The organism is Roseicyclus persicicus (genome assembly GCF_012395815.1).
In the GTDB taxonomy this organism is placed as follows: domain Bacteria; phylum Pseudomonadota; class Alphaproteobacteria; order Rhodobacterales; family Rhodobacteraceae; genus Roseicyclus; species Roseicyclus persicicus.
On sequence record NZ_JAAZQQ010000001.1, the window covers coordinates 419,941 to 440,671 of the forward strand.

Consider the following 20,731-nt stretch of genomic DNA (forward strand, 5'->3'; position numbering starts at 1 on the left):
ACCGCGGGGGCCCTGCATGTCCGACCATGACCGCCCGAGCCGGGGCGCCGACCGCCGCGGCGGCGGCTTCTCCGAGGAGGCGCTCCGCCGCCTCGACGAGCTCGAGGCGCGGCTGCCCCCGCCCGATGCCGTCACCGCCCCCGCCTTTCGCCAGGGGTTCCGCATGACCCCGCGCCTGGCCGCCGACGTGGCGGCGGGCGGCGGCCTCATCACCGATGCCGCCGGGAACATCCGGCCGCATTACTGGGGCCACCGCGAACGGCTGCGCACCCGTTTCCTGCAGGGCGGGCACAAGCCGATGCCGGAATACGAGATCCTCGAACTCCTCCTGTTCAACGCCATCCCCAAGGTCGACGTCAAACCGCTGGCCAAACGTCTCCTCGCGGCCTTCGGCGACCTCAACGGCGTCGTCGCCGCCTCGGAGCACCGGCTGCTTCAGGTCGAGGGCGCGACGCCCAAGGTCTACCTGCAACTGCGCATCGTCGAGGCCTTCGCCCACCGCATGGCGCAGGCCCGCGTGCTCCACCGCGAGGTCGTGTCGTCCTGGGACGCGCTGATCGCCTATTGCCGCACCGCCATGGCGCACCGCGACACCGAACAGGTCCGCGTCCTCTACCTCGATCGCAAGAACAAGCTGATCGCCGACGAGGAACAGGGGCAGGGCACCGTCGACCACGTGCCCGTCTACCCGCGCGAGATCGCCCGGCGCTGTCTCGAACTGAACGCCTCGGCGCTCATCCTGGTCCACAACCACCCCTCGGGCGACCCCACGCCGTCGCGCTCCGACATCGACATGACGGCCCGCATCGTCGAGGCCTGCCGGGCGCTCGACGTCACCGTCCACGACCACGTCATCATCGGCAAGGACCGGGAATTGTCGTTCCGCTCCGAGGGGTTGATCTGACCGGCCCGGCGGCGCGTCAGCCGAACAGCCGGTCGCCCTGCTCGTCGATCAGCTGTTTCGCCTTGCGGATCGAGAACGCCTCGGCCTCCTCGGCCGACTGGATCCGGTCGGCGCGGATCATCCGGTGGGTCTGCATCGCGCCGCCCACCTCCTTCTCGATCCGCGCGCCCAGCCGGTAGCCGCCCTGTCCGGCCTCGGGCTCGGGGAAGATGCGGAAGCCCTTGTAGAGCTCGGGTTCCGGCGCGGGCTTCGATCCGCCGCCGAACAGGCGGGACAGGATGGACATGGCGGCTTCTCCTTTTCCGTCAGCCACAGGGTAGCGCCCCGCGATCGCCGGGCCAAGCCGCGCGTCAGGCGGGCCTGCGCCCGAAGGTCAGCTTGAGGGCGAGGAGGACGAAGGGCGCCGCGTGCATCAGCAGGTCGAAGATGTCGACGGGGCGCGTCAGGGTGCCCGCCGCCAGCATCTTGAGCTTTTCCCAGATGTGCGGCTCGGGCGTGAAGGGGGCGAGGCCGAGGGTGAGGCACAGAAGGCCAAGCGCCCAGAGGGGCAGCGCGTCGAGAAGGCGGCGGAGCGCGGTCACGGGCGGCGCGGGCCGGCGTCAGGTGCCGGCGCCGCGCAGGGCGTGGTGGGCAGGATGCCCACCCTACTGGTCGAGGAAGGACCGCAGTTTGCGGCTGCGCGACGGATGCTTCAGCTTGCGCAGCGCCTTGGCCTCGATCTGCCGGATCCGCTCGCGGGTCACGCTGAACTGCTGGCCGACCTCTTCCAGCGTGTGGTCGGTGTTCATCCCGATGCCGAAGCGCATCCGCAGCACCCGCTCCTCGCGGGGCGTGAGGGACGCCAGAACCCGCGTCGTCGTCTCCTTCAGGTTCTCCTGGATGGCACTGTCGAGCGGCAGGACAGCGTTCTTGTCCTCGATGAAATCGCCGAGCTGGCTGTCCTCCTCGTCGCCGATGGGCGTCTCGAGCGAAATCGGCTCCTTGGCGATCTTCATCACCTTGCGGACCTTTTCCAGCGGCATCTGCAGCTTCTCGGCCAGCTCCTCGGGCGTCGGCTCGCGGCCGATCTCGTGCAGCATCTGGCGGCCGGTGCGGACCAGCTTGTTGATCGTCTCGATCATGTGCACCGGGATACGGATGGTGCGGGCCTGGTCGGCGATGGACCGGGTGATCGCCTGCCGGATCCACCAAGTCGCGTAGGTCGAGAACTTGTAGCCGCGGCGGTACTCGAACTTGTCGACCGCCTTCATAAGGCCGATGTTGCCCTCCTGGATCAGGTCGAGGAACTGCAGCCCGCGGTTGGTGTATTTCTTGGCGATGGAGATCACGAGGCGCAGGTTGGCCTCGACCATTTCCTTCTTGGCCTGGCGGGCTTCCTTCTCGCCCTTCTGGACCTGGTTCACGATCCGGCGGAATTCCGAGATGTCGAGGCCGACATACTGGCCGACCTGCGCCATGTCGTTGCGCAGCTCCTCGACCTTGTCGCGGGAGCGTTCCATCAGCGCCTGCCAGCCGCGGCCCGACTTGTCGGCCATCCGCTCCACCCAGTTCGGGTCGAGCTCGTAGCCGCGGTATTCGTCGATGAACTCGCGGCGGTTGATGCGGGCCTGGTCGGCCAGCTTCACCATCGCGCTGTCGATCGACATGATCCGGCGGTTGATCCCGTAGAGCTGGTCGATCAGCGCCTCGATCCGGTTGTTGTGAAGGTGCAGCTCGTTCACCAGCTCGACGATCTCGGAGCGGAGCTTCTGGTACTCGGCCTCGTCCTTGACCGAAAAGCTGCGGTCCTCGTTCAGCGTGGCCGAGATCCGCTTGTCCTGCATCTCGGACAGGCGCGAATAATCCTCGGCGATCCGGTCGAGGGTCTCGAGCACCCGCGGCTTCAGCGCCGCCTCCATGGCCGCGAGGCTCATGCTGGCCTGGTCGTCGTCTTCCTCGTCGTCCTCGCGCATCAGCGGGTTGCCGTCGGCGTCGAGTTCGGGCTCGTCCTCGCCGCGGCGCCCGGCCGGCTGGGCGGCGCCGTTGGCCACCGGGGACACCACCGGCTCGTCCTCTTCGTCGCCGAGCGACCGGCCGAAGGTCGCGTCGAGGTCGATCACGTCGCGCAGCAGGATGTCCTCGTCCAGCAATTCGTCGCGCCAGATCGTGATCGCCTGGAAGGTCAGCGGGCTTTCGCACAGGCCCGCGATCATGGTGTTGCGGCCGGCCTCGATGCGCTTGGCGATGGCGATCTCGCCCTCGCGGGACAGAAGCTCGACCGAGCCCATCTCGCGCAGGTACATGCGCACCGGGTCGTCGGTGCGGTCGAGCTTCTCGGTCTCGGAGGTCGCCAGCGCGATCTCGCGCGAGGTCGAGGTCTCGACCACCTCGGTCGAGCCCTTCTGGGCGTCGCCGTCGTCGTCGGCCTCCTCGTCCTCGATGACGTTGATGCCCATCTCGGACAGCATCGACATCACGTCCTCGATCTGCTCGGACGACACCTGGTCGGGCGGCAGGACGGTGTTGAGCTGGTCGTAGGTGATGTAGCCCCGGGTCCGGGCCTCGGCGATCATCTTCTTGACCGCAGCCTGGCTCATGTCGAGGCCGATCTCCGGTTCCTCGCCATCCTGCTGCTGCTGCTGCTTGCGATCGTCGGAGTCTTTGGCCATGGGCGGATGTCCTTTGGCGTAACCTTGCGGAGGGTCGTCGCGGCGGGCGGCGGTCGATCCCTTGCGTATGCAACTTATGTAGCGCGAATCAGTGATTCGCATAGGGCGCTTAACGGCTTTTCTTCTCCCAGACGCGGGCCTCTATCAAGGCACGCAGCCCTTTGGACAGCGCGGCTGTGTCTTCGCTGACCGCCCCGGCGGTTTCGGCCGAGGCCGGGCGGGTGGCGGTCAGGCGGCGCTGCACCGCGTGGTTCAGGCGCCGCACCAGGCGGGTGTCGCCCTCCTCGGGGGCGCGGTCGAGATCCTCCAGCGCCTCGGCCATCTCGGCCTCGAGGGCGCGGGCGGCGTGGAGCTTGGCGAATTCCTCGGCAAGGCAGGTCGCGGCCTTGTCGGGGGCGGGCGGGCCGGCGAGCACCGGGGCTATCCGCAGATGGGCCATGCCCCGGAGCCCGTCAAGGGCGGGGCCGAGGCCATGGGCCGTGCAGGCGGCCTCCACCTCGGCCTCATGCGCGGCCGGGGTCGACAAGAGCAGGTCGGCCAGCGCGGCGTGGTCGGGGTGGCGCGGCGCGAGCCGGTCGAGGTCGGTCTCGAAGCGCTCGACCAGATCGGGGTAGCGGCACAGCGTGGCGAGGATGAGCGTGACGCGCAGGTCGTCGGCCGACAGCGCGCCCGACCCCAGCGCCGAGGCCCGCGTGCCCGCCAGCGGGGCCTGCGCCTCGGAAAAGCCGAAGCCGCGGCCGCGCCCCTCGCCGCGGGGCCGCCAGCCCTGCTGCGGCTGGAACAGCCCGCGGCGCAGGTCGGCCAGCGCCTCGCCGTAATGGCGTTTCAGCCCCGGGTCGCCGATCACGCCGATCGCCTGCCGCAGCCGCAGGTCGAGCGCGTGGCGGCGCTCGGGCGTGTCGAAGACCTGCCCCTCGGTCTCGCGCCGCCAGAGCATCCGCACCAACGGCTCGGCCGCGTCGAGCGCCGCGCGCATCGCCTCGGGGCCCTTGGCCTTGATCAGCTCGTCGGGGTCCATCCCCTCGGGCATCAGGCAGAAGCGCAGGGTCTTGCCCGGCTGCAGCAGCGGCAGGGCGAGGCCCACCAGCCGTTCCGCCGCCCGCAGCCCCGCCTTGTCGCCGTCGAGCGCGATGATCGGCTCGTCGGCCATGCGCCACATCAGGCGCAGCTGGTCCTCGGTGATGGCGGTGCCCAGCGGCGCGACGGCGGCGCCGAAGCCCGCCTGAACCAGCGCGATCACGTCCATGTAGCCCTCGGCCACGATCAGCGGCTGGCCCTTGCCCGCCGCCTCGCGCGCCGGCCCGTGGTTGTAGAGCGCGCGCCCCTTGTCGAAGAGCGGCGTCTCGCGGGTGTTGAGGTATTTCGCCTGCGCGTCCGCCGCCATGGCGCGCCCGCCGAAGCCGATGCAGCGCCCGCGCGCGTCGCGGATCGGGAACATGATCCGGTCGCGGAAGGCATCGTAGGGCGCGCGGCCGTCGTCGGGCGTGGTGGCGAGGCCGGCCTCGATCACGTCCTCGGGCTTCAGCCCCTTGGCCGTCAGCGCGGCAAGAACGCCCTGACGCGCGGGCGCGTAGCCGATCTCGAAGCGGTCGCGCGTCGCCGCGTCCAGCCCCCGCCGGGCGAGGTAGGCGCGCGCGTCCGCGGCGGCGCCGGTCTTCAGCTGCAGGCGGAAATGGGCGACGGCGGCCTCGTTCGCGGCGGCCAGCCGGCTGTTGCGGTCGGCCTGCTGCGCGGCCTGCGGGTCGCGGGCGGGCATCTGCAGCCCGGCCTCGCGGGCGAGGATCTCGATCGCCTCCATGAAGCCCACGTTTTCGGTCTCCTGCACGAAGCCGATGGCGTCGCCCTTCGCGTGGCAGCCGAAGCAGTAGTAGAACCCCTTGCGGTCGTCGACGTGGAAGGACGCGGTCTTTTCCTGGTGGAACGGGCAGGGCGCCCAGAGGTCGCCCTTGGCCTGGTTCGACTTGCGCTGGTCCCACATGACCTTGCGCCCCACGACCTGGGCGATCGAGATGCGGTTGCGCAGTTCGTCGAGGAAGCCGGGCGGGAGGGACATGGCGCGATTATCGGGCCTCTGCCGGACCCTGTCCAGCCGCCGCCGGAGCGAAAGCTGGGGGCAGAATTCCGATTTCCGTCATCGGGTCGGCCCTTTTCTGCCATCGCGCCGGGGCATCCGGGGGGCATGGTAAAGGAAAATTTAGTGAAAGGCGTGCTCATGGACACCGTCAGGGTTTTCCTGTCCGAAGAGGACGGGGCCATCACGGCCGACTGGGTCGTCATGTCGTCGGCGGTCGTCGGGCTGGGCCTGGCCGTGACCGCCGTCGTGTCCGGCGGCGCCGAGGACCTGTCGGGCGACCTGCAGACCGCGCTGGCGCAAACGGACATCGCCGGCGTGCCGGGCGGTGGCGAAGTCGACCGGCGCGCCTTGATCCTCGCCATGACCTTCGGCGCCGGCTATCCATCGGCGGAGGCGGCCCTCGACCATTTCGACCGCATCATGGAGACCCTGACCGATGCGCAGATCCGCAACCGCCACAGGAGCTGGAGCCGCGCGCTCGCCGATCCGACGCACCCAAATCATGCGCGTGCTGCCGATCGCCTGGCCGTGTTCGCCCTGGCGCTGGAGGCGCGCGGGCTGGAGCCGCATGGCGGATACTGAGATGCCGTCCCGCCCGCCCCGGCACCTCGGGGCGACCGGCGACTTCCTGCGCCGCGAATCGGGGGCCGCGAAGACGCGGACCGGGTTCTTCCTTGCCGCGGGGCTCGGGGTGCTGGTGGTGCTGGTGTTCCTGATGCTCGGCGGCGGGCAGCAGGGGCCCGAGGACGTGCGGCCGACGCCCGAGCAGGCGGCGCTGGCCGAGCTGATGGAGGGCGGCATCCGGCAATTCAACGCGACGCAGGTGCAGGTGCGGCTGGAGCGCTACCTGAACCCGGCCGAACGCACTGACGCGCAGCTGCGCAACGCACACCGCACCTGGGCCCGGCGCGCCGGCGACCGCAGCTATGGCGAGCCCGACCTCGCCCACGACATGTTCGCCATCATCGACGCGGCGCTCCGGCTGCGCGGGGTGCAGCCGCACGACGACATCTGAGCGGCGGGCTCGGCGCGCGGCCCCGCGCCCGGCCCCGTGTCAGAGCGCGGCCCGCGCCGCGACCGCGCGCATCGCCCGCGTCATCTCGTGCACCGCGGTGCCCGCCATGGAGCGGAAGACGAGGATCTCGAACCGGTCCCCGCCCGGATGCAGGATCAGCGCGCCCATGTGGCCGACCAGCGTCCGCCGGGCCGCGCCGGGCGGGCAGGCGCTGGGCGACAGGTCCACCGGCACCCAGCGCGCCAGCACGTCGCGGGCGGCCGGGCCTTCGAGGACCAGGTGCGTCCAGCCGTCCGACTGCTCGGTCAGCGCGGCGTGGTCGGCAAGCTTCTCGTCCGGTGCGGTGCCCATCAGGAACGCCATCTCCATCCCGGCCCAGGCAAGGCGCGTGCTGCCCTTGGACAGCAGCGCGCCGGGCTCGGGGAAGGGCAGGCCGTGGGCCTTCTCCAGCGCCGCCGACAGGGCCGCGGCCTTGCCGGCGTAGGGTGCGACGGCCCAGATCGGGACCATCGGCGCCTCGGTCAGCTTGGCGCCGCCGATCTCGACGGGCACGAGGCCCTGGGCGGGGGATCTTGCGATCAGGTCAGCCACGGGCGCGCCCTCCCTCGGGGTCGAAGAACACCGGCTCGCACACCTCGCACAGTGTGCGGACGCCCCGGACATGGTCGACGAGCTGGACGTGGTGGCCGGTGCGCTCCGGCCCGTGCCTCAGGAAGCCCAGCCCGATCATGTGCCCCAGCGTCGGCGAATACGCGACCGAGGTGACATAGCCTTGGTCGTACTGCCGTTTGTGCGGGTCGTCTGGCGTGAAGAGCCGCGCGCCGGCCGTCAGCCTGCCATCCATCTCCACGGGTTTCAGGCCCACCAGCCGCTCCCGGTCTGGCTCCAGCAGCCCCGGCCGCGCGGCGGCGGCCTTGCCGATGAAGTCCTTCTTCGGCGACAGCATCCGCTGCATCCCGATGTCGTAGGCGGTGACGCGGCCGTGGATCTCGGAGTGGGTGATGAAGCCCTTTTCCACCCGCAGCACGTTCAGCGCCTCCATCCCGTAGGCCCCGCCCCCCAGCGCCTCGGCGCGGGCCACCAGCTCGCGGTAGAGCGCGTCGCCGTGGCGGGCGGGCACCGCGATCTCGTAGGCGTGCTCGCCCGAGAAGGAGATGCGGAAGAGGCGCGCCTGAACGCCGTGCACCTTGACCGGCCCGCAGGCCATGAAGGGGAAGCCCGCGTCGTCGATCGGCGCGTCGAGGATCCCGTTCAACAGCTCGCGCGACAGCGGCCCCGCGACGGAGAACTGCGCCCACTGCTCGGTCACCGAGATGAACCGCACGTCGAGGTCGGGCCGCAGGCACTGCGCCACGAAGTCGAGGTGCTGCATCACCTGACCCGCCGCGGCGGTGGTGGTGGTCATCACGAAATGATCCTCGGCCAGCCGCGCGGTGGTGCCGTCGTCCATGACGTGCCCGTCCTCGCGCAGCATCAGCCCGTAGCGGGCGCGGCCGACCTTCAGGGTCGAGAAACTGTTCGTATACAAGAAGTCGAGGAAGGCGCCGGCATCCGGCCCCTTGATGTCGATCTTGCCCAGCGTCGACACGTCGACGACGCCGACCGCCGTGCGCACCATGCGCACCTCGCGGTCGCAGGCCTCGCGCCAGGTCGTCTCGCCGGGGGCGGGGATGTAGGAGGGGCGGTACCACAGCCCCGCGGTGATCATCGGCGCGCCGCGGGCGACCAGCGCCGCGTGAGAGGTGGTCTTGCGCTCGGGGGCGAAGCCATGGCCCTCGGCGAAGGCCCCCATGGCACCCAGCGTGACGGGGGCGAAGGGCGGGCGGTAGGTCGTCGTCCCGGTCTCGGGGATGCCGCGGCCGGTGGCGTCGGCCAGCACCGCGAGCGCCCCGATGTTGGAGTTCTTGCCCTGGTCGGGCGCCATGCCCTGCGTGGTGTAGCGCTTCATGTGCTCGACCGAGGTGAAGCCCTCCTGCGCGGCGAGCTTCACGTCCTTGGTCGTCACGTCATTGGCGAAGTCGAGCCAGGCGCGCCCCTTGCCCGGCACCGCCCAGAGGGTCGCGGCGCGGCCCGCCTCGGTGTCGGCCTCGGGCAGTTTCACCCCGCGGGGCGCGCGCAGCCCCAGTGCCTTCAGCGCCGCCTTCGCCGCCTCGTGCCCTTCGCGCAAGCAGTCGGCGGTGGACATGGCCCCGTTGCAGGCGCCCGCGGGCGTCAGCCCCGGCACCGCCCCGGGGGCGGGCAGGAACATGGCGCGGCCCGCGTCCCAGACGGGGCGCGCGCCGAGGTGGCAGGTCAGGTGCACCGCCGGGTTCCAGCCGCCCGACATGGCGAGGCAATCGGTGATCAGCGTGTCCGTCCGGCTGCCGGCGCGGTAGGTGACCTGGGTCAGCGCCTGCCGCCCCTTGGTCCCGATCACCTCGGCCCCGCGGATCAGGCGGTAGTCGCCCTGCGCGGTCGCGTCGGGCCGGCTGTCGATCACGGCGGCGACCTTCACGCCCGCGTCCATCAGCTCCACCGCGGTGCGGTGGGCGTCGTCGTTGGTGGCGAAGACGGTCACGTTCCGCCCCGGCGCGACGCCGTAGCGGTTGAGGTAGGTGCGCACGGCCCCCGCCATCAGGATGCCGGGCCGGTCGTTCATCGGGAAGGCGATGGGCCGCTCGTGCGCGCCCGCGGCCAGCACCGCCTGCTTGGCCCGGATGCGCCAGAAACATTCCGGCGGCAGGTCGGGCCGGGGCGCGACGTGGCGGCCGACGCGCTCCAGCGCGCCGTAGCTGCCGTCGTCGTAGACGCCGGTGATGGTGGTGCGGGTCATCACCCGGACGCGGCCGCTCGCCTGCAGCTCCTTCAGCACGTCCTCGACCCAGTAGGCGGCGGGCGTGCCGTCGATGTCCTGGCTGTCGGACAGGAGCCTGCCGCCGACCTCGGGCGTTTCTTCTACAAGAATGACATCGGCCCCGGCCTTGGCCGCCGTCAGCGCGGCCATCAGCCCCGCGGGGCCCGCGCCGATCACCAGCAGGTCGCAGAAGGCAAAGGCCTTCTCGTGCCGCTCGGGGCTGGCGGCCCGGGTGATCCGGCCAAGGCCCGCGGCGCGGCGGATGACCGGCTCGTAGAGCTTTTCCCAGAAGCTCCGCGGCCACATGAAGGTCTTGTAGTAGAAGCCCGCCCCGAGGAACGGCCACAGCAGGTCGTTGATCGACAGCAGGTCGCGGTCGAGCGGGCCCCAGCGGTTCTGGCTCTGGGCGACGAGGCCGTCGTAGATCTCCTGCACGGTGGCGCGCGTGTTCGGGGTCATCGCCGCGCCGGTGCCGACCTCCATCAGCGCGTTGGGTTCCTCGGACCCGGCGGTCAGCACGCCGCGCGGGCGGTGGTACTTGAAGGACCGGCCCATCAGCCTGACGCCCTTGGCCATCAGGGCCGAGGCGATGGTGTCGCCCTTCAGCCCCGTGACCGTCCGCCCGTCGAACTTGAAACTGACCGGCTGCGTCCGGTCGACCAGCCCGCGCCCCTCAACCCGCATGTTTCACCTCCCGCGCGAGGCGCGCGCCGGTGACGGCATGGGTGGCGGTGTCGCGTTCGACCACCAGCCAGGCGGTGCAGCCGGCGCCGTGGTACCACAGGTCGCGGGTCGCCCCGGCGGGGTTGTCGCGCAGGTGCAGGTAGGCGTGCCACGCCTCGGGCGCGGCGTCCTCGGCCGGGCGGTCGAGATAGGTCGCGTGACCCTTGTAGGTGAATTCGCGGATGTCGCGCGGGCCGCAGAGGGGGCAGGGGATTTGCATCTCGGTCGCTGTCTCAGTGCAGGTTGTGCTGGCTGCCGGTGCCTTCCTCGTCCATCAGGCCGCGGCCCGTAGCGAAGCGGTCGAGGCGGTAGCGGGCGGCGGCCTCGTGGGGGCGGTCGGTGGCGATCAGGTGGGCGAAGCAGTGGCCCGAGCCCGGCACGGCCTTGAACCCGCCGTAGCACCAGCCGCAGTTGAGGTAGAGCCCGTCGATATGGGTCCGGTCGATGACCGGCGAGCCGTCGGGCGACATGTCCATGATGCCGCCCCAGCTGCGCAGCATCCGCGCCTTGCCGATCATCGGCATCAGGGTCATGCCGGCCTCGATCACGTGCTCGGCCATCGGCAGGTTCCCCCGCGCGGCATAGCTGGCGTAGAAATCCAGGTCGCCGCCGAATACCAGCCCGCCCTTGTCGGACTGGCTGATGTAGAAATGGCCCATGCCGTAGGTCACGACATGGTCGATGCAGGGCTTGAGCCCCTCGGTGACGAAGGCCTGCAGGATGTGGCTTTCGATCGGCAGGCGCATCCCCGCCATGGCGGCCACCTGGCTGGAGCGGCCGGCGACGACGATGCCGACCTTTTTCGCCCGGATCGCGCCGCGGCTGGTCTGCACGCCGGTGACGCGGCCGTTCTCGATGTCGATGCCGGTGACCTCGCAGTTCTGGATCAGGTCCACCCCACGCTGGTCGGCGCCGCGGGCAAAGCCCCAGGCCACCGCGTCGTGCCGGGCGGTGCCGCCGCGCGGATGGTAGAGGCCGCCGAAGATGGGGAAGCGGGTTTGCTCGTAGTCGAGGTAGGGCAGGAGCTTGCGCACCCCCTCGCGGTCGAGGATCTGGGCGTCGTCGCCCTGGTTGATGATGGCGTTGGCGCGGCGGGTGTAGGCGTCGCGCTGGCCGTCGGAGTGGAACAGGTTGATGAGGCCGCGCTGGGAATGCATCACGTTGTAGTTCAGCTCGCCCTCGAGCCCTTCCCACAGCTTGAGCGAATGCGAGTAGAACTCGGAGTTGCCCGGCAGCCCGTAGTTGGCGCGCACGATGGTGGTGTTGCGCCCGACGTTGCCGCCGCCGAGATAGCCCTTTTCCAGCACGGCGATGTTGGTCAGCCCGTGCTCCTTGGCGAGGTAGAAGGCGGTGGCGAGGCCGTGGCCGCCGCCGCCGATGATGATGATGTCATAGGCGGGCTTGGGCGCGGGGTCGCGCCACGCCGGGCGCCAGCCGCCATTGCCCAATAGTCCCTGTGCCAGCACCTGCCAGCCTGAATAGCGCATGATGGTCCCCGTCGGTCGCCCGGTCCCGCATTCGGGCGCACTATCGGACGCGACCGGGGGAAAGAAAAGCCTCTGTGCGACACCGCGGGACGCGGCGGCGACGGGCGTGGCTCAGGAGCCGACCTGCACCGGCGGGGCGGTCACCGAGCCGTCGAACGGCACCTGCCCGGCATAGCGCGGACGGGTGAAGGTGAAGTTGCGGAAGGTGGTGAGCGTCAGCCCGATGTCGAAGGCGGGGCGGTAGGGGATGAAGGTCTCGACCAGGATGATCCGCTCGGCGTTGGCCATCACCGGAAACAGCTCGTCCATGTCGACGAGGTTCGCGGTGAACAGCCGGGCCTCGCCGTTGGTCGCGTAGGACCAGTCGACGCTGTAGGTGTCGGTCGGCTGGCTGTAGTTGATCTGCGTGACCCGCATCCGGGTGTCGCCCGAGTTGCGCACGAGGTGGTCGAAGATCACCTGCATGCCCTCGATGTCGTAGGCGAACACCGTGTTGGTCTGCCGCGACAGCACGTCGGCCACGGCGTAGGTCGCCTTGATCGAGCTGTTGTAGGTGCGGAAGGCGTCGAAGAACACGAAGCTGCCGACGAGGATCCAGGCCAGCACCGGCAGGATGATGACGGTTTCCAGGGCGACGGCGGCCCGGGTGTCGGCCCAGTAGCGGCGCAGGAGGCGGGTGAGCATGGGCGCGGTCCTCATTGCGGTTCGTTCACGAGGACAGAGGCCGCAGTCATGTGCAGGCCCCCGGTGTCGTCGCGGGCGAGGTTCAGCCCGAAGCCCGAGAAGGGCAGCAGCGGGTCGATGATCGCGCAGGTGCGGATCAGGATCAGCTCGTTGTCGGTGCCCTGCTGGAACTGGTTGCTGGGCTGGATGCTGAGGTCGCCGCGGTTCACGCAGGCGATGTCGGGGGTGGGCACGTCGTAGTTGGTCTGGTCGATCCGGGTCAGCTGCACCACCAGCACCTGGTCGCAGTTCGGGATCGCGCGGGTGTTGTCGCAGATCGCCTGCGCGATGTCGTCGGCGGTCAGGGGGCGGGGCTGGCCGGTCACCGGGTCCACGATGGTCCGCACCAGGCGCAGCAGGCGCACCGCCTCGTCCAGCGACCGCTCCATCAGCACCTGGCGCGACAGGATGATCCCGGTCTCGAACACCGCGATGAACAGCGTGATCACCACGGGGAACATGATCACGAATTCCAGGGTCGAGGTCGCCCGTTCGTCGCGGGCGAAATCGCGCAGGGTCTGCAGGAGGCGCGGCATGTCAGGGTCGCCTCACTGGATCAGCCGCAGCTGGTTGATGGTGCGCGCGATCGAGGCGAAGGCGTTCGAGATGTCGATGCCCTCCACGTCGTAGTAATGCGCGTCCGACGAGGCGCAGTAGCGCATGACCGACTGCCCGCGCGACGGGGCCTCGAACGAGATCGAGAACACCACGATGCCGCTGGCGTGGGCCACGTCGCACATCCGGCGCAGGCGGCGGTCGCCCTCGTCGTCCCAGACATACTGGTCGACGATGTCCCAGTATTCGTACAGGTCGCCCATCGCCTGGATGGTCGAGCGGCGCCACAGGTTCACGCTCGAGTCGCGGTTGTCGTGCTCTTCCCAGGCGTCGCGGTGGAACAGGTCCTCCTCGACCTCGCGCACCGGGATGTGATTCCACAGGTCGGCATAGTCGAGCCGCACCGCGTTGTTGTTCGGGCCGCCGTCGGGCGTGCTGCGCCAGGTGTCGTTGTCTTCCTGCCAGTAGAGGTTCCACTGGGCGTAGTAGACCGAGAAGTCGCCGTCGTCGGGGTCGCGCCAGAACGGGCTGGGGCCGCTGCGGTACTGTTCGGCCACGTCGTACTGCTCGGTGTTGGCGCCGTCGGTCATCAGAACCACGATCTTGAGCGTCTCGCCGTCGCCGTAGGCTGCCGGGCGCCCGTCGAAATCGGGGTGCACGTGGCCGTCCGAGACCAGCCCGCTCAGCGCCGGCCGGGCCAGCGGATCGAGCAGCGCCACCGCCCAGCGCATCCCGGCGTCGATCGCGGTGGTGCCGCCGGGGTTGAAGCTGTTGATGACGGCGTGCAGCTCGGCCTCGCTGTTCGACCAGGGCAGGATGGCGCCGTAGTCGTTGGTCGGGCAGCGCGGGTTCGGGATCGGGTCGACCCAGTTGTTCGTGCTGATGTCGAAATGCACCATGCGCTGGATCGGCACCGTCGGGTCCAGCCCCGAGACGGTGAAATCGTCCCAGTAGAACCGCGAGCAGCGCGAATAGCTGTGCTCGTTCGTCAGCGCGAAGACCGAGCTGAGGCGCGTGCCCACGTTGACGTGACCGTTGTAGGGCACGATCGACACCGACACGAGCTGGTCGTTGTTGGGGTTGTCGTTGGCCGCCAGGATCGAGGTCACGAAATCGCGGGCGGCGGGCTTGAGGTTGGTCATCCGGTTCGACGACCCCATCGAGCCCGAGATGTCGAGCACCATCGACACCTCGATGTTGCGCACCCGCTCCTCGGCGGCGCCGGCGGCCGGCGAGGTCAGCACGCGCTGGCCGAACAGGCTCATGAACAGGGTCTGCAGTTCCATCTCGGCCTGGGCCGAGACGCGGCGGAAGTTGATGCCTTCCTCGACCTGCACGCGCAGGCGGTAGTCCGCCAGGCCCGCGGTTTCGAAGTAGTTGCGCACCACGTCCTCGGGCTCCAGCGTCTGCGAAAGCGACGCCGCGGCCAGCACGGCGCGGTCGAGCGTGTATTGCAGCTGGGCGCGCTGGGTCTCGTAGCGCATCACGTCGACCGCGATGCCGCCGACGCCGACCATCAGCACGAAGACGATGACCGAGAACACGGTCACCGTGCCATCCTCGCGGCGGAGGAACCGGCGGGGAAGCCGGTGCATCGCCCGCAGGGCGAAGGCGGTGGAACGCGCACGGACCGCGGTATGGCGCATGGTGGTCTCTCCAGACTGCTCGGTCGGCCGCCCGTGTCGCAGGACACATTGAGCCGCCTGACTGTGTGACCGGCAAGGGCGGCGGAAATGAGGCAGGGATCTGTCAAAAGCAGCTTGTTTGCATGGAAGGACTGTTTCGGAATCGGGGCAGGTTCCGCACGCAAGGGTTGTCTGGCGGGGCCGGCTGTGCCCTGTTCTGGATCGAGTCGCGGGGCGGTCGTCCCCCGCGGCCCGGCGCAGGGGAGGAAACGCCAATGACCGGTCCGGTAGGTGAGCCGAGCTTCCGACAGTCCGTCGACCTGATGTTCAACCGCGCGGCGGCGCTGATGCAGCTGCCGCCCGGGCTGGAGGAAAAGATCCGGGTCTGCAACTCGACCTACACGGTGCGCTTCGGCGTCCGGCTCCGGGGCGAGATCCACACCTTCACCGGCTACCGCTCGGTCCATTCCGAGCACATGGAGCCGGTCAAGGGCGGCATCCGCTACGCCCCCACCGTGAACCAGGACGAGGTCGAGGCGCTGGCCGCGCTGATGACCTACAAGTGCGCGCTGGTCGAGGCGCCCTTCGGCGGCTCCAAGGGGGGGCTGTGCATCGACCCGCGCCAGTACGACGCCGACGAGATCGAGAAGATCACCCGCCGCTTCGCCTACGAGCTGATCAAGCGCGACATGATCAACCCCGCCCAGAACGTGCCCGCCCCCGACATGGGCACCGGCGAGCGCGAGATGGCGATCATCGCCGACCAGTACGCCCGGATGAACACGACCGACATCAACGCGCGGGCCTGCGTCACCGGCAAGCCGCCCCATGCCGGCGGCATCCAGGGCCGCGTGGAGGCGACGGGGCGCGGCGTGCAATACGCGCTGCAGGAGTTCTTCCGCCACCCCGAGGACGTCCGCGCCGCGAACCTGTCGGGCAAGCTCGACGGCAAGCGGGTGATCGTGCAGGGGCTGGGCAACGTGGGCTACCACGCGGCCCTGTTCCTGAGCACCGAGGACGGCTGCCGCGTGACCCACGTGATCGAGCGCGACGGCGCGGTCGAGAACCCCGCCGGCCTCGACATCCCCGCGCTGCGCGACTGGATCGTGGGCCATGGCGGGGTCAAGGGCTTCCCGGGCGGCACCTACCACGAGGCCGGCGCCAAGGTGCTGGAGGCCGAGTGCGACATCCTGATCCCGGCGGCGCTGGAAGGGGTGATCAACATGCACAACGCCCACGCCATCCAGGCGCCCCTGATCATCGAGGCCGCGAACGGCCCGATCACGGCGGGCGCCGACGACGTGCTGCGCCACAAGGGGACGGTCATCATTCCCGACCTCTACGCCAACGCGGGCGGGGTCACGGTGTCCTACTTCGAATGGGTCAAGAACCTGTCCCACATCCGCTTCGGCCGGATGCAGCGAAGGCAGGAGGAAGCGCGCCACCAGCTTCTGGTCGACGAGCTGGAGCGGCTGTCGGCCGACACCGGCATCGGCTGGACCCTCAGCCCCGACTTCAAGCAGAAATACCTGCGCGGGGCGGGCGAGCTGGAGCTGGTGCGCTCGGGGTTGGACGACACGATGCGCGCCGCCTACCAGTCGATGCGCGAGGTCTGGCACGGGCGGCGCGACGTCACCGACCTGCGCACCGCCGGGTTCCTCGTGGCGATCGACCGGGTGGCCAAGGCCTACCAGGCCAAGGGGATCTGACGGTTCAGCGCGGGCGGCGGGGCAGCTTGCCGTCGCGCTCGGCCAGCATCACGCTGATCAGGTCGGCGACCGGTTTGGCCTGGCTGCCGGCGGTCGCCCCGCCCACGGCCACCCGCTTGCCCGACCGCCACCACAGCGCTGGGGCGTAGACGCGCCCCCGCGCCGTCGGCGCCTTGAGCCGCACGAGGAACCCGCCCGCGGGCTTGAAGGCAAAGATCGAGCGGTCGACGCTGTCCACCTCGTCGATCGAGAACAGGACGCGGCCGCCGGTTTCCCGCAGCTCGCGCCGCGTCAGTTCCAGCCGCACCGCCGTCGCCGTCCAGACCCGCCAGCTGAGCCAGAGGCAGAACAGCCCCAGCACGACCAGGAACACCAGCCACACCAGGTCGGCCGGCGGCGTCGCCGCGGCGACATAGACCAGCAGCGCGCCCAGCACGCCGGTGACGCCCGTGGTGAACACGCGCCGCACCGGGTGCGGGTCGATGGTGGCCAGCACCTCGTCCGGGTCGTGGTCCTTGCGTCTTGCCATGGTCGCCTCGCCGCCTGCGCCTGCCCCTTAGCGCGTCGCGGGCGGCTTGGCGAGGGGCTCAGCCGCGCGTGACCTTCACCTCGGCGCCGCGTTCCTCGGGTTCGTCGTCGGTCATCTCGGCGGGGAAGCCCGGCGCGCGGATGTCGAGGCCGGTGGCGTCCTCGAGCCGGCGGATGATGTTGGGCGACAGCTCGCGCGGCCCGTAGCGGTTCATCCCGTCCTTGAAGATCGAGATCAGCAGCGGGTTCAGCTCCAGCGGCACGCCCGCGCGGTCGGCGACCTTCTGGAACAGGCTGATGTCCTTCATCACCAGGTCCATCGTAAAGCTGATGTCGCGCGAGCCGTTCAGGATCACCTGGCTTTCGGTCTCGTGCACGAAGGAGGTGCCCGAGGAAATCTTGATCGCCTCGTAGGCGGTGGCGAGGTCGAGCCCCGCGCCGGCGGCGACCGTCAGCGCCTCGGTGCAGCTGACGAGGTTCGCGGTGGCGAGGTAGTTGGTGATGACCTTCAGCTCGGACGCCGTGCCGATGGCGCCGGTGTGCAGCACCCGGCGGCCCATCAGCGTCAGCAGCGGCAGCACCCGCTCGAAGGTCGCCCGGTCGCAGCCCGCGAAGATCGAGATGTTGCCGGTGTCCGCCCGGTGGCAGCCGCCCGAGACGGGGCAGTCGACCGCGGCCGCGCCGGTCTCGGCCATCTTGGCGCCCAGCCGCGTGATCTCGGCCGCGTCGGTGGTGCTCATCTCCATCCAGATCTTGCCGGGGCCCGCCGTGTCCAGCAGGCCGTCCGGCCCTTCGACGACCTTCGCCGAGATGGTGGGGTGCGGCAGGCAGGTGATGACCACGTCGGACGCCGCCATCAGCGCCGCGGGCGTCGTGCCCGCCTTGGCCCCCTTGGCGGTGAACTCGGCCACCTTGTCGGCGTCGAGGTCGATGACCGTCAGGTCGATCCCGTTCCTGAGCAAGGTGCCGGCGAGCTTCGCCCCCACGTTGCCCAATCCGATGAAGCCCACCCGCATGTCGTTCCTCCCCGCGTGTCGTGGTTTGCCCGATCCTTCGGCCGCCGCGCGAATCCTGTCGCGTCCGAAACCGACCTCCATCCGCGACCTCTGCACGGGTGCACACCGCGTCTGTGCCGCTTCGGCTTTGTGTCCGGCGGATCGCCCGCTACATCCTGATCAGTCCCCAGCCGGAGGTCCCGCCCATGTCGATCCGTCCCGTCCTCGAAGCCCGCCGCGCCCAGCCCACGATGGAGGGCGCCGGCGTCCACCTGCACCGCGCCTTCGGGTTCCAGGACCCGTCCGAGCTGGACCCGTTCCTGCTGTTCGACGATTTCCGCAACGACGACCCGATGTTCTACAAGCAGGGGTTCCCCTGGCACCCGCACCGCGGGATCGAGACGATCACCTACGTTCTGGCCGGCACGGTCGAGCACTCCGACAGCCTGGGCAACCGCGGCCGGCTCGGGCCGGGGTCGGTGCAGTGGATGACCGCGGGCTCGGGCATCCTGCACCAGGAGATGCCGCTGGGGAACGCCCGCGGCCAGATGCACGGCTTCCAGCTCTGGGGGAACCTGCCCGGCGCCATGAAGATGACCGCGCCGCGCTACCAGGACATCCAGGGCGCCGAGATCCCCGAGGTGACCGATGACGACGGCACCGTGGTGCGTGTCATCGTGGGCGAGTTCTGGGGCAAGAAGGGGCCCGTCGACGGCATCGCAGCCGATCCGCAGTATCTGGACGTCTCGGTGCCCGCGGGCGTGCGCAAGACCTTCCGCATCGACACCTACCGCCGCGCCTTTGCCTACGTGTTCGAGGGGGCGGCGTCGTTCCGCGACGCGTCGCGGCCGCAGGGCGTGCTGCTGGAGAAGGAGGTGATGGGCCGCGAGGTGAACATCCGCGACCTGTCGGGCGACCGCACGCTGGTGCGCTTCGGCAGCGGCGACGAGGTGACGGTGACGGCGGGGCCCAAGGGGGTGCGCTTCCTCCTGATCTCCGGCGCGCCGATCGAGGAGCCGGTGGCCTGGCACGGCCCCATCGTCATGAACACGCAGGCGGAAATCCAGCAGGCGATGCGCGACCTGCGCAACGGCACCTTCATCAAGCCCGCCCACTGAGGGCGGGCGTCAGGCCCCCGCCTGCCAGTGCAGCAGCGCGAGGCCGAGGCCGATCAGCACCGCGACCTTGAAGCCGATCTCGGCCATCAGGAACGACCGGTCCCGCGCCGCGCGCTGGCCGGGCGGGTAGGCGGAAAGGCTCGCGCGGATCGTGTCGGCCGCCAGCCGGATGCGCGCCGGGTCGGTGCGGGCCGCGAGCTTGGGGTGCGCCAGCCGTGCCTCGAGCGACCGCATCTCGGCCGCCGCTCGCCGCGCCTGCGCCGGCAACAGCCGCCCCGCCCGCCGCACCGCGCCGTGAAAGCTGCGCGCGCGTACGTTCAGCCGCGCGGCGATCATCTGCCGCAAGTCCTCGTGCAGCGCCTGAAGCGCGTCGTGGTCCATGGAATCGGCCCCCCAAGGTCGGTTCTGCGCGCAGGATAGGGGCAGCGCCCCGTCCCGCTCAACCGTCTGTTTTCCTCTGGCCTTTCGCGCCCCTCCTCGCCTATCCCTGCCCCCATGCTGCGCACCGTGACCCAGGGCGACGACACCGCCCGCCCCCCGATCCTGATTGCCCATGGCCTGTTCGGCTCCGCCCGCAACTGGGGCGTGATCGCCAAGCGCCTGTCGGACACCCGCCGCGTGGTGACGGTGGACATGCGCAACCACGGCGAAAGCCCCTGGACCGAGACCCACGGCTACCCCGACCTCGCCGCCGACCTCGCGCAAGTGATCGAGGCCGAGGGCGGGCAGGCCGACGTTCTGGGCCATTCCATGGGCGGCAAGGCGGCGATGGTGCTGGCGCTGACGCACCCCGCCCGCGTGCGCCGCCTGATCGTCGCCGACATCGCCCCGGTCGCCTATGGGCACACCCAGCAGCACCTGGTCGACGCCATGCGCGCGGTGGACCTGTCGGCCGTCACGACCCGCGGTGATGCCGACCGGCAGCTGGCGGCCTCGGTCGCCGAGGACGGGGTGCGCGCCTTTCTCCTGCAATCGCTGGACGTGAAGGCGCGGCGCTGGCGGCTGAACCTCGACACGCTGGAGCGCGACATGCCCCTGATCCTGGGCTGGCCCGGGGTCACGGGGCAATTCGACGGGTCCGCCCTGTTCCTGACCGGCGCGCAGTCGGATTACGTGAAGCCTGAGCACCGCCCGGCCATCAAGGCCCTGTTCCCCAACGCGAAATTCGCCAAGATCCCCGGCGCGGGCCATTGGCTGCACGCCGACCGCCCGCGCGAGTTCGAGGCATCCATCGCGGCCTTCTTCGGCGGCTAGTCGACCGCCTTCATCATCCGCTTCATCAGGCCGGTCTTCCAGACCAGCTGGTGCACCGCCACCGCGCCGATGTGGGCGAGGACGAGCAGCATCAGCAGCGTCTTGAGCACCTCGTGCGCCAGCCCCGCCGGCGCCATCTGCCCGCCCCAGGCCAGCGCGCCCGTGACCGGCAGCAGGATGAGGAGCCCGTAGAGCGCCAGGTGCGCCACATGCGACAGGCGGCGGAACAGCGCGGGCTCGCCCGCGGGCGGCGGCGGCACGCCCCGGTCGTTGCGCAGGATCAGCCGCCAGCAGGCCAGCAGCAGGATCAGCGCGCCGCCGGCGATGTGGCCCAGAACCGGCGCGGAGAGCGCGTAGATTCCGGTGTCGCGGGCGATGTCGTAGGCGTCCGAGATGCCGTCGTGCAGCAGGAACTGCAGCGCGACGAGGACGACGACCACCCAGTGCAGGGTGATCTGCAACTGGCTGTAACCGCTGGGATTTTTCATCGGGTTTACCTTTTCGGCGGGGCCTGCGGCCGAGGCTGGCACGGGCCTCGCC

21 protein-coding genes are annotated in these 20,731 nt (G+C 70.2%); 6 read left to right on the forward strand and 15 right to left on the reverse strand.

Features of this window, described 5'->3' with window-relative positions; all coding sequences use genetic code 11:
* The first annotated feature begins 16 nt into the window (after positions 1–16).
* The gene (gene radC, locus HCU73_RS02190) at positions 17–904 is read left to right on the forward strand and encodes a RadC family protein (protein WP_168621756.1); all 888 of its coding nucleotides are present in this window, start codon (positions 17–19) and stop codon (positions 902–904) included.
* A gap of 16 nt (positions 905–920) precedes the next feature.
* Here the strand turns inward: radC and HCU73_RS02195 are convergent, their stop codons facing one another.
* The 4 genes from HCU73_RS02195 to dnaG all read right to left on the reverse strand — a co-directional run bounded on the left by HCU73_RS02195 (position 921) and on the right by dnaG (position 5,605).
* Positions 921–1,190 (reverse strand): HlyU family transcriptional regulator, encoded by a 270-nt coding sequence (locus tag HCU73_RS02195; RefSeq protein ID WP_168621757.1) that lies wholly within the window; start codon positions 1,188–1,190, stop codon positions 921–923.
* Between the two features lie 64 nt (positions 1,191–1,254).
* Positions 1,255–1,485, reverse strand: a complete 231-nt coding sequence (locus HCU73_RS02200) for an RND transporter (protein WP_168621758.1) — start codon at positions 1,483–1,485, stop codon at positions 1,255–1,257.
* A 63-nt stretch (positions 1,486–1,548) separates the two neighbouring features.
* Positions 1,549–3,552 carry an RNA polymerase sigma factor RpoD gene (gene rpoD / locus HCU73_RS02205; RefSeq protein WP_168621759.1) on the reverse strand — a complete coding sequence of 668 codons (2,004 nt, stop codon included), beginning with the start codon at positions 3,550–3,552 and terminating at the stop codon, positions 1,549–1,551.
* Between the two features lie 109 nt (positions 3,553–3,661).
* Entirely contained in the window at positions 3,662–5,605 is a 1,944-nt protein-coding gene (gene dnaG / locus HCU73_RS02210) for a DNA primase (RefSeq protein WP_168621760.1), read from the reverse strand.
* A 144-nt stretch (positions 5,606–5,749) separates the two neighbouring features.
* On the opposite strand from dnaG, the gene HCU73_RS18595 reads away from it, so the two are divergent.
* Both HCU73_RS18595 and HCU73_RS02220 read left to right on the forward strand, forming a co-directional pair.
* On the forward strand, positions 5,750–6,208 hold the full coding sequence (locus HCU73_RS18595) for a hypothetical protein (RefSeq protein WP_210730451.1): 459 nt from the start codon (positions 5,750–5,752) through the stop codon (positions 6,206–6,208).
* Positions 6,195–6,641 (forward strand): hypothetical protein, encoded by a 447-nt coding sequence (locus HCU73_RS02220; protein WP_168621761.1) that lies wholly within the window; start codon positions 6,195–6,197, stop codon positions 6,639–6,641. Before HCU73_RS18595 ends, HCU73_RS02220 begins: the two co-directional genes overlap by 14 nt.
* 39 nt (positions 6,642–6,680) lie before the next feature.
* On the opposite strand, the gene HCU73_RS02225 is transcribed toward HCU73_RS02220, so the two are convergent.
* The 7 genes from HCU73_RS02225 to HCU73_RS02255 form a co-directional block, all read right to left on the reverse strand.
* Positions 6,681–7,232 carry a sarcosine oxidase subunit gamma family protein gene (locus tag HCU73_RS02225; RefSeq protein WP_168621762.1) on the reverse strand — a complete coding sequence of 184 codons (552 nt, stop codon included), beginning with the start codon at positions 7,230–7,232 and terminating at the stop codon, positions 6,681–6,683.
* A complete protein-coding gene (locus HCU73_RS02230) occupies positions 7,225–10,158 on the reverse strand; it encodes a sarcosine oxidase subunit alpha family protein (RefSeq protein ID WP_168621763.1) in 2,934 nt (977 codons plus the stop codon). The genes HCU73_RS02225 and HCU73_RS02230 overlap by 8 nt, the downstream gene beginning before the upstream one ends.
* Complete coding sequence (locus HCU73_RS02235) at positions 10,148–10,417, reverse strand: sarcosine oxidase subunit delta (RefSeq protein WP_168621764.1); 270 nt, start codon at positions 10,415–10,417, stop codon at positions 10,148–10,150. The genes HCU73_RS02230 and HCU73_RS02235 overlap by 11 nt, the downstream gene beginning before the upstream one ends.
* A gap of 13 nt (positions 10,418–10,430) precedes the next feature.
* Positions 10,431–11,684 carry a sarcosine oxidase subunit beta family protein gene (locus HCU73_RS02240; RefSeq protein ID WP_168621765.1) on the reverse strand — a complete coding sequence of 418 codons (1,254 nt, stop codon included), beginning with the start codon at positions 11,682–11,684 and terminating at the stop codon, positions 10,431–10,433.
* Between the two features lie 111 nt (positions 11,685–11,795).
* On the reverse strand, positions 11,796–12,368 hold the full coding sequence (locus HCU73_RS02245; protein WP_168621766.1) for a TadE/TadG family type IV pilus assembly protein: 573 nt from the start codon (positions 12,366–12,368) through the stop codon (positions 11,796–11,798).
* Between the two features lie 11 nt (positions 12,369–12,379).
* Positions 12,380–12,943 (reverse strand): TadE/TadG family type IV pilus assembly protein, encoded by a 564-nt coding sequence (locus HCU73_RS02250; protein ID WP_168621767.1) that lies wholly within the window; start codon positions 12,941–12,943, stop codon positions 12,380–12,382.
* A 12-nt stretch (positions 12,944–12,955) separates the two neighbouring features.
* The gene (locus tag HCU73_RS02255) at positions 12,956–14,608 is read right to left on the reverse strand and encodes a TadE/TadG family type IV pilus assembly protein (RefSeq protein WP_168621768.1); all 1,653 of its coding nucleotides are present in this window, start codon (positions 14,606–14,608) and stop codon (positions 12,956–12,958) included.
* A gap of 254 nt (positions 14,609–14,862) precedes the next feature.
* Here HCU73_RS02255 and HCU73_RS02260 point away from each other — a divergent pair, with 254 nt between their 5' ends.
* Positions 14,863–16,296: a Glu/Leu/Phe/Val family dehydrogenase gene (locus HCU73_RS02260; protein WP_168621769.1), complete on the forward strand. Its 1,434-nt coding sequence runs from the start codon at positions 14,863–14,865 to the stop codon at positions 16,294–16,296.
* A gap of 4 nt (positions 16,297–16,300) precedes the next feature.
* On the opposite strand, the gene HCU73_RS02265 is transcribed toward HCU73_RS02260, so the two are convergent.
* Both HCU73_RS02265 and HCU73_RS02270 read right to left on the reverse strand, forming a co-directional pair.
* Entirely contained in the window at positions 16,301–16,825 is a 525-nt protein-coding gene (locus HCU73_RS02265; protein WP_168621770.1) for a hypothetical protein, read from the reverse strand.
* A gap of 58 nt (positions 16,826–16,883) precedes the next feature.
* Entirely contained in the window at positions 16,884–17,840 is a 957-nt protein-coding gene (locus HCU73_RS02270; protein WP_168621771.1) for an NAD(P)-dependent oxidoreductase, read from the reverse strand.
* Between the two features lie 185 nt (positions 17,841–18,025).
* Here HCU73_RS02270 and HCU73_RS02275 point away from each other — a divergent pair, with 185 nt between their 5' ends.
* Positions 18,026–18,937 carry a pirin family protein gene (locus HCU73_RS02275; protein ID WP_168621772.1) on the forward strand — a complete coding sequence of 304 codons (912 nt, stop codon included), beginning with the start codon at positions 18,026–18,028 and terminating at the stop codon, positions 18,935–18,937.
* Positions 18,938–18,946: 9 nt separating this feature from the next.
* Here the strand turns inward: HCU73_RS02275 and HCU73_RS02280 are convergent, their stop codons facing one another.
* Positions 18,947–19,318, reverse strand: a complete 372-nt coding sequence (locus tag HCU73_RS02280) for a hypothetical protein (RefSeq protein WP_168621773.1) — start codon at positions 19,316–19,318, stop codon at positions 18,947–18,949.
* 114 nt (positions 19,319–19,432) lie between these two features.
* Here HCU73_RS02280 and HCU73_RS02285 point away from each other — a divergent pair, with 114 nt between their 5' ends.
* Positions 19,433–20,191 (forward strand): alpha/beta fold hydrolase, encoded by a 759-nt coding sequence (locus tag HCU73_RS02285; protein ID WP_168621774.1) that lies wholly within the window; start codon positions 19,433–19,435, stop codon positions 20,189–20,191.
* Here the strand turns inward: HCU73_RS02285 and HCU73_RS02290 are convergent.
* The gene (locus HCU73_RS02290) at positions 20,188–20,679 is read right to left on the reverse strand and encodes a cytochrome b (RefSeq protein WP_168621775.1); all 492 of its coding nucleotides are present in this window, start codon (positions 20,677–20,679) and stop codon (positions 20,188–20,190) included. The genes HCU73_RS02285 and HCU73_RS02290 overlap by 4 nt on opposite strands.
* Positions 20,680–20,731: the final 52 nt, after the last annotated feature.

Bases quoted from the DNA above. Each gene is read 5' to 3' on its own strand.
- rpoD (WP_168621759.1), bottom strand. From the start codon at position 3,552: ATGGCCAAAGACTCCGACGATCGCAAGCAGCAGCAGCAGCAGGATGGC.
- HCU73_RS02245 (WP_168621766.1), bottom strand. From the start codon at position 12,368: ATGCTCACCCGCCTCCTGCGCCGCTACTGGGCCGACACCCGGGCCGCC.
- HCU73_RS02235 (WP_168621764.1), bottom strand. From the start codon at position 10,417: ATGCAAATCCCCTGCCCCCTCTGCGGCCCGCGCGACATCCGCGAATTC.
- HCU73_RS02260 (WP_168621769.1), top strand. From the start codon at position 14,863: ATGACCGGTCCGGTAGGTGAGCCGAGCTTCCGACAGTCCGTCGACCTG.
- HCU73_RS02275 (WP_168621772.1), top strand. From the start codon at position 18,026: ATGTCGATCCGTCCCGTCCTCGAAGCCCGCCGCGCCCAGCCCACGATG.
- HCU73_RS02270 (WP_168621771.1), bottom strand. From the start codon at position 17,840: ATGCGGGTGGGCTTCATCGGATTGGGCAACGTGGGGGCGAAGCTCGCC.
- dnaG (WP_168621760.1), bottom strand. From the start codon at position 5,605: ATGTCCCTCCCGCCCGGCTTCCTCGACGAACTGCGCAACCGCATCTCG.
- HCU73_RS02220 (WP_168621761.1), top strand. From the start codon at position 6,195: ATGGCGGATACTGAGATGCCGTCCCGCCCGCCCCGGCACCTCGGGGCG.
- HCU73_RS02280 (WP_168621773.1), bottom strand. From the start codon at position 19,318: ATGGACCACGACGCGCTTCAGGCGCTGCACGAGGACTTGCGGCAGATG.
- HCU73_RS02250 (WP_168621767.1), bottom strand. From the start codon at position 12,943: ATGCCGCGCCTCCTGCAGACCCTGCGCGATTTCGCCCGCGACGAACGG.
- radC (WP_168621756.1), top strand. From the start codon at position 17: ATGTCCGACCATGACCGCCCGAGCCGGGGCGCCGACCGCCGCGGCGGC.
- HCU73_RS02240 (WP_168621765.1), bottom strand. From the start codon at position 11,684: ATGCGCTATTCAGGCTGGCAGGTGCTGGCACAGGGACTATTGGGCAAT.
- HCU73_RS02255 (WP_168621768.1), bottom strand. From the start codon at position 14,608: ATGCGCCATACCGCGGTCCGTGCGCGTTCCACCGCCTTCGCCCTGCGG.
- HCU73_RS02290 (WP_168621775.1), bottom strand. From the start codon at position 20,679: ATGAAAAATCCCAGCGGTTACAGCCAGTTGCAGATCACCCTGCACTGG.
- HCU73_RS02265 (WP_168621770.1), bottom strand. From the start codon at position 16,825: ATGGCAAGACGCAAGGACCACGACCCGGACGAGGTGCTGGCCACCATC.
- HCU73_RS02230 (WP_168621763.1), bottom strand. From the start codon at position 10,158: ATGCGGGTTGAGGGGCGCGGGCTGGTCGACCGGACGCAGCCGGTCAGT.
- HCU73_RS02195 (WP_168621757.1), bottom strand. From the start codon at position 1,190: ATGTCCATCCTGTCCCGCCTGTTCGGCGGCGGATCGAAGCCCGCGCCG.
- HCU73_RS02285 (WP_168621774.1), top strand. From the start codon at position 19,433: ATGCTGCGCACCGTGACCCAGGGCGACGACACCGCCCGCCCCCCGATC.